General features: G+C 57.2%; 12 protein-coding genes. 4 read left to right on the forward strand and 8 right to left on the reverse strand.

The genetic code is table 11. The features are described from left to right. The first annotated feature begins 3 nt into the window (after positions 1-3). The gene (locus Q1B13_RS11170; protein ID WP_299079629.1) at positions 4-1,665 is read left to right on the forward strand and encodes an FAD-binding dehydrogenase; all 1,662 of its coding nucleotides are present in this window, start codon (positions 4-6) and stop codon (positions 1,663-1,665) included. A gap of 6 nt (positions 1,666-1,671) precedes the next feature. On the opposite strand, the gene Q1B13_RS11175 is transcribed toward Q1B13_RS11170, so the two are convergent. From Q1B13_RS11175 to Q1B13_RS11185, 3 genes are all read right to left on the reverse strand, one after another. After that, on the reverse strand, positions 1,672-2,406 hold the full coding sequence (locus tag Q1B13_RS11175; RefSeq protein ID WP_299079626.1) for a YbaY family lipoprotein: 735 nt from the start codon (positions 2,404-2,406) through the stop codon (positions 1,672-1,674). A gap of 94 nt (positions 2,407-2,500) precedes the next feature. After that, positions 2,501-4,279, reverse strand: coding sequence for an SLC13 family permease (locus Q1B13_RS11180; RefSeq protein ID WP_299079623.1), 1,779 nt, complete (start codon positions 4,277-4,279; stop codon positions 2,501-2,503). Between the two features lie 86 nt (positions 4,280-4,365). Beyond that, positions 4,366-5,178 (reverse strand): TIGR00282 family metallophosphoesterase, encoded by an 813-nt coding sequence (locus tag Q1B13_RS11185; protein ID WP_299079620.1) that lies wholly within the window; start codon positions 5,176-5,178, stop codon positions 4,366-4,368. Between the two features lie 132 nt (positions 5,179-5,310). Here Q1B13_RS11185 and Q1B13_RS11190 point away from each other — a divergent pair, with 132 nt between their 5' ends. After that, the gene (locus Q1B13_RS11190; RefSeq protein ID WP_298933365.1) at positions 5,311-5,544 is read left to right on the forward strand and encodes a DUF333 domain-containing protein; all 234 of its coding nucleotides are present in this window, start codon (positions 5,311-5,313) and stop codon (positions 5,542-5,544) included. A 2-nt stretch (positions 5,545-5,546) separates the two neighbouring features. Here Q1B13_RS11190 and Q1B13_RS11195 read toward each other — a convergent pair whose 3' ends face one another. Beyond that, entirely contained in the window at positions 5,547-6,104 is a 558-nt protein-coding gene (locus tag Q1B13_RS11195) for a 5-formyltetrahydrofolate cyclo-ligase (protein ID WP_299079617.1), read from the reverse strand. After that, entirely contained in the window at positions 6,101-7,495 is a 1,395-nt protein-coding gene (gene mgtE, locus Q1B13_RS11200; RefSeq protein WP_299079615.1) for a magnesium transporter, read from the reverse strand. The genes Q1B13_RS11195 and mgtE overlap by 4 nt, the downstream gene beginning before the upstream one ends. A 139-nt stretch (positions 7,496-7,634) precedes the next feature. Here mgtE and guaD point away from each other — a divergent pair, with 139 nt between their 5' ends. Beyond that, positions 7,635-8,921: a guanine deaminase gene (gene guaD, locus Q1B13_RS11205; RefSeq protein ID WP_299079612.1), complete on the forward strand. Its 1,287-nt coding sequence runs from the start codon at positions 7,635-7,637 to the stop codon at positions 8,919-8,921. On the opposite strand, the gene Q1B13_RS11210 is transcribed toward guaD, so the two are convergent. The 3 genes from Q1B13_RS11210 to Q1B13_RS11220 all read right to left on the reverse strand — a co-directional run bounded on the left by Q1B13_RS11210 (position 8,918) and on the right by Q1B13_RS11220 (position 11,576). After that, positions 8,918-10,252 carry an 8-oxoguanine deaminase gene (locus Q1B13_RS11210; RefSeq protein WP_299079610.1) on the reverse strand — a complete coding sequence of 445 codons (1,335 nt, stop codon included), beginning with the start codon at positions 10,250-10,252 and terminating at the stop codon, positions 8,918-8,920. The genes guaD and Q1B13_RS11210 overlap by 4 nt on opposite strands. Before the next feature lie 115 nt (positions 10,253-10,367). Further along, positions 10,368-11,159 (reverse strand): histidinol-phosphatase, encoded by a 792-nt coding sequence (hisN, locus tag Q1B13_RS11215; RefSeq protein WP_299079607.1) that lies wholly within the window; start codon positions 11,157-11,159, stop codon positions 10,368-10,370. 45 nt (positions 11,160-11,204) lie between these two features. Next, the gene (locus Q1B13_RS11220) at positions 11,205-11,576 is read right to left on the reverse strand and encodes a helix-turn-helix transcriptional regulator (RefSeq protein WP_298933377.1); all 372 of its coding nucleotides are present in this window, start codon (positions 11,574-11,576) and stop codon (positions 11,205-11,207) included. A gap of 344 nt (positions 11,577-11,920) precedes the next feature. Here Q1B13_RS11220 and Q1B13_RS11225 point away from each other — a divergent pair, with 344 nt between their 5' ends. Beyond that, on the forward strand, positions 11,921-12,877 hold the full coding sequence (locus Q1B13_RS11225; protein ID WP_299079605.1) for an NADPH:quinone oxidoreductase family protein: 957 nt from the start codon (positions 11,921-11,923) through the stop codon (positions 12,875-12,877). The last annotated feature ends 1 nt before the right edge of the window (position 12,878 follow it).

A 12,878-nucleotide genomic window follows, 5' to 3' on the forward strand; every position in this document is an offset into this window, starting at 1 on the left:
TTAATGAGCAATAACAGTGCAGATGCAATTGTCGTCGGTGGCGGCCTGGCCGGTTTGGCGGCCGCAGCAGAATTGGGGGACCGGGGCAAGAAGGTAATCATCGTCGATCAGGAGCCCGAGCATTTTCTGGGCGGTCAGGCGTTCTGGAGCCTGGGTGGGTTGTTCATGGTCGACACACCAGAACAACGCAGAATGGGCATCAAAGACAGTCACGATCTTGCTCTTCGTGATTGGATGGGCAGCGCGCAATTTGATCGGGAGGATGACAAGTGGCCCCAGAGATGGGCTGAAGCATATGTTGAATTCGCAGCTGGTGAGATGCGCCCGTGGCTGCATGAGATGGGCGTGCGCTGGTTTCCGGTTGTTGGTTGGGCTGAGCGCGGCGGATCTTATGCCAACGGGCATGGAAACTCGGTCCCGCGTTTTCACATCACCTGGGGCACTGGACCGGGAATTCTCGAGCATTTCATTCGCCGGGTGCAGGAACATGTCAGCGCGGGTTTGATCCAGATAAAGTTCCGCCATCAGGTCAGCCACCTCATCGTACAGAATGGCACTGCCAAGGGGGTCTCGGGTGAGGTTTTGGCCGATGACGCCGCCCAGCGCGGTGAAAAGACCAACCGCGACGAGGTCGGAGAGTTCGAAGTCTACGCCCCGTCGATCATCGTCACGTCAGGTGGGATTGGCGGCAATTTTGAAATGGTGCGCAAAAACTGGCCACGCGACCGGTTGGGCGCGCCACCCAAGGACATGGTGGCGGGCGTTCCCTTCCACGTAGATGGCCGAATGATCCCGATCAGTGAAAAGGCGGGCGGCCATGTGATCAATGGCGACCGGATGTGGCATTATACCGAGGGCGTCAAAAACTGGGATCCGATCTGGCCCGACCATGGCATTCGTATCCTGCCCGGGCCAAGCTCGATGTGGTTTGACGCAACAGGCAAGCGACTGGAGCCGCCCTGCCTGCCGGGGTTTGACACACTCGGGACCCTGCGGGAGATCCTCAAAACGGGCTATGAATACAGCTGGTTTGTCCTGACCCAGAAAGTGATCAAGAAAGAATTCGCTTTGTCGGGGTCGGAACAAAATCCGGACTTTACATCGGGCAGTTGGAAAGAGGTTATCCGCCAACGCATACTCTCAGGCTCCAAAGCGACGGCCCCGGTCGAGGCTTTCAAGGAGAAGGGTGAAGATTTCGTAGTGGCGAACACACTGACTGAACTTGTCGGTGGTATGAACCAACTTGGCGGTGGCCTGATCGACGAAAGCCATTTGCGCGCCCAGATCGAGGCCAGGGATTCTCAGGTCGACAATCCGTTTTCCAAAGATGCGCAGATGATGGCGATCCTTGCCGCGCGAAACTATCGTGGCGACAAGCTGATCCGCACCGCGAAACCCCACAAATTCCTGGATCCGTCCAACGGGCCGCTGATCGCGGTGAAACTGCATGTTTTGACGCGCAAGACGCTTGGCGGTCTGCAAACCAACCTCGACAGTCAGATGATCGGCGCCGACGGGAAGGTCGTACCAGGCCTGTTCGCAGCGGGCGAAGTCGCGGGCTTCGGCGGCGGTGGCTATCACGGCTACAATGCGCTGGAGGGGACATTCCTGGGCGGTTGCATTTTCTCGGGACGCAATGCGGGACGATCACGGGCTGTTGCCTGACATGTGCTACTGCTTGCGTGAAAACTCAACGACCGGCTCGCCATTGGCATCCAACAGAGCCAGCGCATTTCCCTGCGCTGCATAGGTGGTGACGCGCTGCAACCCTTTAAAGAACTGCCGTTCAACCTCGTCCAGTGGCGATGGGCAGGCCATTAGGGTCGCGGCCATGTTTTCCGGGAACTCGATCCGATTGCCCGAAATCTCGGCCGTACCGCTAAAGCGATTGCAGCCTCCGGACCCGGAAAACGCGCCGCCTGACACAAATGAAAGCTCAGGGCGGCGATCCGTTTCAATCGGCGCGCCATCCAACAAAACAGCAGTCCAATCTGTGTTTTCCAGCACAGCATCCTGTTGGGCCTGAACCAAAATCAGGTCAGCGGAGTTCGCCGCCCCGTTCGTGAGCACCGGATAAGCCGTATCCGTGGTGAACAGCAGGTTTTGACCCTGCGTGATCGAAGCCCTGACGACGTAGCTGTGATTGTCCTGTATCAATGTGTCGTCATAGGTCAGTTCAAACCCGACAGGCACGCCACCGATCGCATATCGTTGTGCTGAAAGAGTTAAGGCAGGTGCGTCGGCCATCGATACATCCTGAAGCTCAACAAACAAAGTCGCGTCAGGTGGAACGGCGATCCGCTCGCGGTAGGTGGCCGACCCTTCGACCGTTCCGGCAAAGGTCGCGCTGGCGAGCGTGGCCAGAATTGCGACGCTGGCCAGTATTGAATGACAGGTTCCGAGCATGTTCAAATCTCCTCAGGCAATCACATCTAAAAGATCGTGCCTGATCGAGCTTATACAAGACGTTCACCAACCCAGCGGCAGGTCTGTGCCGAACTTACAAAGGCCAGATCAGTGGGATCAGCAACGAAGCCAGCAACCCAACACTCAGGTTCAGTGGAATTCCAACCTTCATGAAATCGGTGAACCTGTAGCCACCGGGTCCGTAGACCATCATGTTGGTCTGGTACCCTATTGGTGTGGCGAACGAGGCAGACGCAGCCACCATCACCGCCACCACCAATGGTCGCGGATCAATGCCGACAGCTTGGGCCAACCCGATCGCAATTGGTGTGACCACAACAGCAACAGCATTGTTGGAAACCAGTTCGGTCAAGACTGACGTCAGCAGATAAACGGCCCAGATGATCAGGAACGGCGGCAGGGTGCTCAGACCTGGTGCGATGGCCTCGACGATCAATGACACAGCGCCGGAACTGTCCAAAGCCGCACCAATTGCCAGCATTGAAAAGATGAGGGCAAGCAGGCGCCCCTCGACAAACGAAAAAGCCTCGTCCGCGTCAATGCAGCGGGTCAAAAGAACCACGGCAACAGCCGAAATCGACAGCAGCAGGATCGGCGCCACGCCCAGCGCCGCCAATGCGACAATTCCAAAAAGCGCGGCAATAGCGATAGGGGCATGGCTGCGCCGGAACGCCCGTGCCGAAGGTTGGGTCACGTCGACCATGTCCATGTCGGCGGCCAGCTTTTGAATATCCGCCGGCGATCCTTCCAACAGCAAAGTGTCCCCGACCCGGACGACCAGATCCTCCAACTGACGACCAATATTTTGATTGCGGCGATGAACGGCTAGTACGTAGACACCGTACCGGCGCCGCAGTCGCATGGCGCCCAAAGTACGGCCCACCATGCGGCAACCGGGCGTTATCAGAACTTCAACCGTTTTGGTTTCCACCGCGGAGACCTGATCGACCCGTTTCAGTTCCTTGTTGCTCTGAAGGCTTAACAACTCGGTCATCTGGGTACGCAATACCACCCGGTCTCCCAATTGCAGTGCAACACCTTTTAGGTTGCGCCGCAGGGATTCATCCCCCCGGATGACGTCGATCAGGCGAACGCCGGGACGTTTGAACAGTTGCACGCCCGTGACCTCCCGGCCAATCAGGTTGCTTTCTGGTGGGATGACCGCCTCGGTGAAAAACTTCATCTTTGACCGATCGCTGAGCATCGATGCCATACTGTCACGCTCGGGCAGCAACCGCGGCGCGATGAACCGTAGGTAAAACATGCCGTAAATCACCAGGGCGATGCCCAGCGGCGTGACCTCGAAGATCGTGAATGGTGTCATGCCCTGTGACCGGGCCACACCGTCCACCAGCAGGTTGGTTGACGTGCCGATCAGTGTCAGGGTTCCCCCCAGAATGGCTGCATAGCTGAGCGGGATCAGCAGTTTCGAGGCCGGAACATTCAATGTCCGCGCGATTTGAATGAAAACCGGGATCATCACAACCACGACCGGCGTGTTTGACACCACGGCCGAGGCCAGAATCACAAAGCCCATCAGCAATGCGATGGCGATCTTTGGGGACACCTGCGCCTGTCTCTGGGCCACTGATGTGAAAGCATCCAGCGCGCCGGTCCTCACCAAAGCGCCCATGATGATAAACATCGCGGCAATCGTCCAAGGGGCTGGATTAGACAGAACGATCAACGCGTTCTGGTAAGGGAGTATCCCGGTAACCAGCATCAGAGCCACGCCACCGATGGCCACAACCTCGGTCGGATAGACCTCGCGCAGGAACATGACGAACATACCCGCAACAATCATGAGCGCAAGAATCGCGCTGCCTGTGTCTGTCAGTGAAAGGAATTGCATTCGTGGTATTCTATCTGAACCCTGGCCCAAGCGCCTGACCAACAGTTTCACGCATTGCGTGCAACAGGGCAAGCCCGACGTCTCTTTTAGGGGCCTGCCTGTTCCAGACGTCCACCCACACGCACCATGCGCACCGACTTGGCCTGACCGGTGCGGTCGTCGGTGTCTACGAACACGCCGCTTAAGGTGGCCTCGCCATTGGCCGGGATAAACCGCGTCTTGGGCATGCCGGTGATGAACCGACGCAGCGGTTCCTGTTTGTCCATACCGATCACCGAGTCGTAGTCACCGCACATACCGGCATCGGTCAGATACCCTGTTCCTTGGGGCAGAACTTGAGAATCCGCCGTGGGGATATGCGTGTGTGTTCCCACGACAAGGCTGGCACGCCCATCGCAATAATGGCCCATCGCCATTTTTTCCGAGGTCGCCTCGCAGTGCATATCGACGATGATCGCCTGCGCTTGCCCGCCACGCGGGTGGGATTTCAGGATAGGTTCGATGGCCGAGAACGGATCATCGAAGGGGCGCTTCATGAACACCTGCCCCAGCACCTGAACCACCAGCACCTTACGACCTCCGGGCGCTGTGAACAGCCGATGCCCCCGTCCGGGCGCTCCCTTAGCAAAATTCACCGGGCGCACGATACGCTGTTCTTTCTCAATGAATTGCAGCATGTCTTTCTGGTCAAAAGCATGATCGCCTAAGGTTACGCAATCAGCCCCGGCATCCAACAGCAGCTTGGCGTGATCACCGGTCAGGCCCATCCCGTTCGAGGCGTTTTCACCGTTGACCACAACGAAATCCAGACGCCACTCGTCGCGAAGACGCCGCAAGTGCGCTTGAATGGCCGCGCGTCCAGCACGACCCATGACATCACCCAGAAACAAAATTCTCATATTCCGGGTCGTAGGGGCTGCGCACGGCAATAACAAGGCGGAACCGTGCAAATTACGGGCCTCGGCGCAGTCTTGCAATCACATGCGAAGATGCCAATCTGAAACGCAGCAATTTTGTTCACGGAGAATTTCATGAAACCCCTTGCCGTAACCGCGATCGCCGCTTTTGCCACCACAGGTGCCTGGGCGCAGGCGACGACTAAGACAACGATGGCCAACCCCGCCGCCACGTTTTGCGTCGAAAACGATGGAGAGTATCAGATTCGAAAAAACTCAGACGGCAGCGAGTACGGTGTCTGCATCCTGAAAGACGGCACCGAGGTCGATGCCTGGGACTACCTGCGCAGCCATTTCGAAAACCAATAGGGTTAGAAAGTAAGCACTCGGCTTTCTGTGACAACCATGTTCAGCGGCTGATCCGTTGGCTCAAGCGGTAGGTTTTCGGCCTCTTGAGCGTCGAAGGCAAAGCCAATGGCCAGAGTAGAGCGTTTGGTGCGCAGACCTTCCAATGTACGATCATAGAAGCCGCCACCATAGCCCAGCCTGCCGCCTTGCGCGTCAAATGCAACCAGCGGCACGATCAGAATTTCAGGATCGAAGTAATCATCAACTTCAGGTATTTTCGCCCCGAAGGGACCGTCCTTCAGTATGCCTTCGGGCGACCAGCGGGAAAACTTCAGCGGCTGTCCGGCCGCCTGAATCACTGGTACACCCACGGGCCCATAGGCTATGGCCTCGGACATAGCCGGTAGCGGATCAATTTCGGTCCTGATGGGCATGTATCCTGACAACGGCACACCCCGGTATCCGGCCAGAACTTCGGATAAACGTCCCGCTGCGCCCGCTGGGCGCGTGTCGAAAGCTCCTTTGCGGCGGGCAAACGCCACCTTGCGTGCGACGGCTTTGATTTCGGTCAGATCGGTCACAAAAGCACCACGCTGGCAAGTCCCAAGAAGATGAAGAACCCCATGACATCGGTGGTCGTGGTCACGAAGGTTCCAGACGCCAGCGCCGGGTCAACACCCAAACGGTCCAGCACCACAGGTACTACCGTACCGGCAAAACCCGCGATGATCATGTTCACGACCAAAGCCGACCCAATCACGACCCCCAACAACGGAGAGCCAAACCAAAGCATTCCGACAGTCCCAAGAACGATGGCAAAACACAGCCCGTTCAGCATGCCCACCAGAAGCTCGCGCCGGATCACCCGCATGACGTTCGCGCCCGTCAGATCGCGCGTGGCCAAGGCACGCACTGCGACTGTCAAGGATTGCGTGCCCGCATTCCCGCCCATCGACGCCACGATTGGCATCAAAATGGCCAGTGCGACCAGTTGATCAATCGCTGCTTCAAATTGCGAGATCACCAGCGACGCACAAATGGATGTGCACAGGTTAACCGCCAACCAAGGTAGACGCCGCCGACTGGTGGCAGCAACGCTGTCAGACAGAGAGCTTTCGTTGCTGACACCCGCGAGGCGCAAGATGTCTTCTTCGTGCTCCTCATCCAGAACAACCATCGCGTCGTCGATCGTGATTACGCCAACCAGGCGGCCATCCGCATCTACCACAGGGGCCGAGATCAGGTGGTACTGGTTGAAGGCATAGGCCACATCCTCTTCGTCCTGATCGACGGGGATGGTGTGAAATTCCTCTTCTGCGATATCGTGCAGGGGCACTTCGCGCCGCGTGGCCATCAGCATGCCTAAGGTCACTTGGGCGACGGGTTTCAGCCGCGGGTCCACCAGAACAATATGGTAGAACTGGTCAGGCAGGTCATCATTGGCGCGCATGAAGTCAATGGCTTGTCCAACCGACCAATACTCGGGCGCCATAACCACTTCGCGCTGCATAAGACGACCGGCAGAATTTTCGGGATAGGCCAGCGCCTGTTCCGCGGCAACCCGTTCGGAATCCTCAAGCGCATCCAGAATCGTTTCTTGCTGCGGTTCCTCAAGATCTTCCAGCAGGTCAACGACATCATCGCTTTCCATGTCCCGAACCGCCTCGGCCAGAACATCCGGGTTAAGGACATTGATGATTTCTTCGCGAACGGCTTCATCCAGTTCTGACAGGATGTCCCCGTCAAAATCCTTGTCATACAATCGGATCAAACGAGCCCGATCGTATGGGTTGATCTGTTCAAGAAGGTCGGCGATGTCGGCCGGGTGCAACGGCTCCATCAGCTCGATCAGCTTGTCGCGATCTTCCACGTCCAAGGTGTACAGAATGGTCGCCACGGTCTTGCGATCCAGCGCATAGACGTCTTCGTCCCGGGGCTGATCAGGTTTGGCTTCGTCAATGCCTGTCGTCATGCGCTGCCCCTCTTTCACGGCGATTGGCCCTTAAATAGAAGAAGCAGCTACCGGAAAACAATGACAATGCTCAGATTTACCCGCATCTTTCCCCCGCTTATGCTGCAGAGCGGTCCAAAACACTTGGAGATTAGGGCAAATGGCGCACAAGACGCTTTTGAAAGGGCGGGTATTGAGTTTTGACGGATCACCCTTCGAGGGTGAGCCGACCGATGCAATCCGCCTTAACGAAGCAGTTTTGGTTCAGGACGGGCACATTGCGGAACTCGGGACAGCTGACAGTCTGATCCGGTCGTATCCCGAGGCCGAGGTCAGAGATCATGGTGACCACCTGATCATGGCCGGTTTCGTCGACCCCCACGTGCACTATCCGCAAACCGCCATGATCGCCAGCTGGGGCAAGCGCCTGATCGACTGGTTGAACACTTACACCTTCCCAGAAGAGATGAAATTCGGCGATATCGACTATGCAAAGGAAGTTGCCAATCGCTATCTCGACCTCACAACGGCACATGGCACGACGACGATGTGCAGTTTTTGCACGATTCATCCCGAGAGCGTTGACGCATTCTTTGGTGCCGCGCAAGAACGCGGGCAACGCGTTGTGGCTGGAAAAACCTGTATGGATCGCAATGCGCCCGACGGGCTACGCGATTCCGCACAAACGGCCTATGACCAGTCCGCAGCCCTGCTGGAGAAATGGCACGGTGTTGACCGCCTGTCCTACGCGATCACGCCACGGTTTTCGCCGACATCCACACCGGAACAACTGGAAGCCATGGGTGCCCTTTGGGCAGAGCATCCGCATTGCCTGATGCAAACGCATCTGAGCGAACAGACCGACGAGATTGAATGGGTCCGATCCTTGTTCCCGGATGCACGTGATTACCTGGACACGTATGAGAAATTCGGTCTTTTGGGTCAGAACGGTGTCTACGGCCATGTCATCCATTTGGAAGACCGCGAACGCCATCGGCTGCGCGAGGTAGACGCCGCGCTGGTCCATTGTCCGACATCGAACACATTCATCGGTTCTGGCCTCTTTGACATGAACGGACTGATTGCCGAAGGTCATCGGATCGGTCTGGCCACTGATACCGGCGGCGGGTCAAGCTTTTCGATGTTGCGTACAATGGCGTCTGCCTATGAAGTCGGCCAGTTGCGCGGGCGCCCGCTGCACCCGGCCCAACTGCTTTGGCTGGGAACAGTCGGATCCGCCCGAACTTTGCGGATGGGCGCGAGCATAGGCAACATCGTTCCGGGGATGGAGGCGGATCTGGTCGTGCTGGACTTGGCTTCGACCCCTGCCATTGCACAGCGCGAAGCCCACGCCAATGACATTTGGGAAGCTGTTTTCCCGACCATCATGATGGGCGATGACCGGGCAGTATCCGAGGTTTGGATCGGCGGGAAACGGGCCGCCTAGTCCCGCAGCGCCCGCGCAAGGGTATTCTGACGCTCGATGATCCTTGGCAGATCGATGGTTGTCAGATGTCCGTCGCGAACAATCTGGCGCCCTTCGACAAACAGGTGGCGAACGCGCGTCGGACCTGCCAAAAGCAAAGCGGCAGGGTCCCAGCTGCCTGCGCTTTCAACGCAGCGCGTATCCCAAACCGCGATATCAGCGCGTTTGCCGGGCATCAGGCGACCGCAATCGGGGCGACCGAGCACATCTGCGCCACCTCGTGTCGCGATCTCAAGGGCTTCGCGGGCCGACATGGCATCCGCCCCGTTCGCGACGCGCTGCAACAACATGGCCTGTCGCGCCTCAGCCATCAGGTTGGCGATGTCATTGCTGGCAGAACCGTCGACACCAAGGCCAACCTGCACGCCGCAGTCCCGCATGGCTCGCACCGGGGCGATACCTGACCCCAAACGACAATTCGAACAGGGGCAATGGGCAACACCGGTTCTGGTCCTGGCAAACAGATCAATTTCAGCCCCATCCAGCTTGACGCAATGTGCGTGCCAGACATCCTGACCCGTCCACCCCAGATCTTCGGCATACTGGCCCGGACGACAGCCAAATTGAGCCTTGGAATAGGCGATATCTTCGTCGTTCTCGGCCAGATGTGTGTGCAACATCACGCCTTTGTCCCGCGCCAGCAACGCCGTGTCCCGCATCAAGTCGCGACTAACCGAGAACGGCGAACAGGGTGCCAGCCCCACGCGGCACATGGACCCTTCACGAGGATCATGAAACGCGTCCACAACACGAATCATGTCGTTCAGGATATCACTTTCGGCTTCGGCCAGACTGTCTGGAGGAAGACCACCGTCGCTTTCTCCAATACTCATCGCGCCGCGTGTGGGATGAAACCTTAGGCCCAGCTCGGAAGCAGCCGCAATGGTATCCTCTAATCGTGACCCATTTGGGTACAGATATAGATGGTCCGAACTGAGCGTGCATCCGGACAAGGCAAGTTCCGCCAACCCGATCTGAGCCGACGTAAACATCTCATCCGGGCCGAACCGCGCCCATATCGGATAGAGGGTCTGCAGCCATCCAAACAGCAACGTGTCCTGTCCCCCGGGGACAGCTCGGGTCAGTGTTTGATAAAGATGGTGATGGGTATTCACCAGACCTGGTGTCACAACACAGCCTGACGCATCATGGACCTCGCCGTTCGTCGCCAATCCGTGACCGATCTGAACGATCTGGCCGCTGTCAATCAAGATGTCTGCACCGGACAATTCGCGCCGTTTGTCGTCCATTGTTAAAACGGAATCAGCGTTTTTGATCAGAAATTCGGTCATATGGGCCCTCCTGCATATGCCCGTCTCATGCAAGGAGTGCGAAAGCTGGTGGAAAACGGGCGCAAGAACCAGCTTGGACTGATGTACCTGCCTACAGGCGCTACGGCAACAGAATTCAGTAGCGGCGCAAGATCTCCAGCGCGGCAGCGTGAATCTCGGGGTTGGCCGCTGCCAATACCCGACCGCCATTATGTGCCGGGCCACCTTGCCAGTCTGTTACGATCCCGCCCGCCGCATGAATGACTGCAATAGGTGCCTGAATATCATAGGCGTTCAAACCGGCCTCGATCACCAGGTCTGCCTGACCCGCCGCAACCAGTGCATAGGCGTAACAATCCATTCCGTATCGCGTCAGTTGAACCTGTTCGGCGACGGAGCGAAACCCTGCAGCCTCTTCCGATGTGCCAACCTCCGGAAAAGTCGTAAACAACATCGCTTGATCTAAGGCCTTGGTCGCACGCGTTTTCAGTGCGCTGGTGCCCAACGGACCGGTGACCTGCGCGATCTCTGGCGTGCCGACAAAACGCTCGCCGATATAGGGCTGATCAATCACACCCAAAACTGGCCCGTCCCGAGTGCTAAGTGCAATCAAGACACCCCAAGTCGGTGTGCCGCTGATAAATCCACGGGTTCCGTCAATTGGGTCTAAAACCCAGGTACGTCCGCTGACGCCTTCGGTGTGACCGAATTCTTCGCCAAAAATACCGTCATCGGGGCAATGACGGGACAGCACGTCTCGCATCGCCTTCTCTGCCGCACGATCCGCAATCGTTACCGGATCAAAGCCTTCGGCCAGTTTGTTGGATGTTTCGAGATTTCCTTGCCGGAAATACGGAAGAATGGCCGCGCGTGCTGCGTCGGCCATTTCCTCGGCAACTTCTATATCACTTACCTGGGTCGTTCGCATGCAGCAGAGGTGCGATTAACGCCCCAGATAGTCAAGCGGGATTTATCAGGCGACGTCGCTTAAAACGCGAGCCAACTCGAACAGACGACGGCGCTGGTTTTCCGGGATCGCATAGTAAGAGCGCACCAAATCCAGAGCTTCTTTGTCACCCATCAAGTCCACAGGAACGGACTTTTTGTCTGCCTCGTCCTTTTGGGTTTCTTCCAAACCCTCAAAAAAGAAGCTGACCGGTACATCCAATGTCTCGGCGATGTCCCAAAGGCGAGACGCGCTGATTCGATTGGCACCCGTTTCGTATTTCTGAATCTGTTGAAACTTAATACCAACCTGCTGCGCCAACTGCTGTTGGGTCATCCCAATCAGCCAGCGGCGATGCCGAACGCGCTTGCCCACATGGACATCGACGTGATGAGTCATTGGTATTCTCCTCTACTACACAAACATCTGAAAGGGATCGCGCGACGACCGTGATCGCATCATTAGCGTGCCAGTCTTAAGCACTCACTAATCCGGATCGTGCCTTCCCCCGAAACAGCACTAGGCGCCTATATTGCTGCTTTTTGACTTTTTTTCAAGCTGGTTGAGTCATCAACACCGCACAGTGGTTTATGGTTGTGTCGTTTTGAGACACAATCACTTCAAATCGCACCTGTCGTTGCCGACTCAGTTCGCCTATGCGTTTCACTTTGCCGCAAGGGTCAAGTTATTGACAATGTTGGCTCAGCGCGAACGTATATGCGAAAAGCACCGAAGGGTTCTCTATGCTGGCTTATCGCATTCAATCTAATGGGTCCGCGGCCCAACTGTGCCATGTGGACATTCCCGCCCCTAAGGCAGGTCAGGTCAGGATTGCGATCAAGGCCTGTGGACTGAATTTTGCTGACCTCTTGATGCAGAAGGGCACGTATCAAGATACGCCTGAGCCTCCGTTCACGTTGGGCATGGAAATTGCCGGAGTGGTGGCCGCCGTTGGTGCCGGGGTCTCACACCTGAAATGCGGGGACCGGGTCGCAGTCTATTCCGGTCAGGATGGGTTGGCAGAATACGGCGTCTTCGATGCTGATCGTGCAATTGCCTTGCCCTCGTCCACCAGCTTTGAAGATGCCGCAGCTATTCAGATCGCTTATGGCACCAGCCATATCGCGCTGGATCACCGGGCCAGATTGCAACCGGGCGAGACGCTGCTTGTCACTGGCGCCGCCGGTGGCGTCGGCCTCACCGCAGTGGAAATCGGAAAACTGATGGGCGCCACCGTGATCGCGCAGGCACGCGGCGAAGACAAGCTGGCCGTTGCCCAGACCGCCGGGGCAGATCATCTAATAGACGCGTCCGAAAACCTGCGCGACAGGGTCAGGGCGTTGGGCGGGGCGGATGTTGTTTATGACGCCATCGGCGGTGACGTGTTCAAAGCCGCGTTTCGCGCCACAAATCCCGAGGGGCGTTTGCTGCCGATTGGGTTTGCCGGCGGGGACGTCCCGCAGATCCCTGCCAATCACCTCTTGGTCAAGAACTTGACGGTGATCGGCTTTTACATCGGCGGCTATCTGAGATTCCGCCCCGAGATCGTGCGCGACAGTTTCAATACCCTGTTCCGGTGGCACGCAGAGGGAAGGATTAAACCGCACATGAGCCATGTCCTGCCTTTGCAGGACGTGGCAAACGGTATGCGGTTGCTTAGAGAGCGGAAATCGACAGGAAAGATTGTTATCAAACCCTGAA

Source organism: uncultured Ruegeria sp. (assembly GCF_947489545.1).
GTDB lineage: Bacteria > Pseudomonadota > Alphaproteobacteria > Rhodobacterales > Rhodobacteraceae > Ruegeria.

Bases quoted from the DNA above. Each gene is read 5' to 3' on its own strand.
- Q1B13_RS11170 (WP_299079629.1), top strand. From the start codon at position 4: ATGAGCAATAACAGTGCAGATGCAATTGTCGTCGGTGGCGGCCTGGCC.
- Q1B13_RS11175 (WP_299079626.1), bottom strand. From the start codon at position 2,406: ATGCTCGGAACCTGTCATTCAATACTGGCCAGCGTCGCAATTCTGGCC.
- Q1B13_RS11180 (WP_299079623.1), bottom strand. From the start codon at position 4,279: ATGCAATTCCTTTCACTGACAGACACAGGCAGCGCGATTCTTGCGCTC.
- Q1B13_RS11185 (WP_299079620.1), bottom strand. From the start codon at position 5,178: ATGAGAATTTTGTTTCTGGGTGATGTCATGGGTCGTGCTGGACGCGCG.
- Q1B13_RS11190 (WP_298933365.1), top strand. From the start codon at position 5,311: ATGAAACCCCTTGCCGTAACCGCGATCGCCGCTTTTGCCACCACAGGT.
- mgtE (WP_299079615.1), bottom strand. From the start codon at position 7,495: ATGACGACAGGCATTGACGAAGCCAAACCTGATCAGCCCCGGGACGAA.
- guaD (WP_299079612.1), top strand. From the start codon at position 7,635: ATGGCGCACAAGACGCTTTTGAAAGGGCGGGTATTGAGTTTTGACGGA.
- Q1B13_RS11210 (WP_299079610.1), bottom strand. From the start codon at position 10,252: ATGACCGAATTTCTGATCAAAAACGCTGATTCCGTTTTAACAATGGAC.
- hisN (WP_299079607.1), bottom strand. From the start codon at position 11,159: ATGCGAACGACCCAGGTAAGTGATATAGAAGTTGCCGAGGAAATGGCC.
- Q1B13_RS11220 (WP_298933377.1), bottom strand. From the start codon at position 11,576: ATGACTCATCACGTCGATGTCCATGTGGGCAAGCGCGTTCGGCATCGC.
- Q1B13_RS11225 (WP_299079605.1), top strand. From the start codon at position 11,921: ATGCTGGCTTATCGCATTCAATCTAATGGGTCCGCGGCCCAACTGTGC.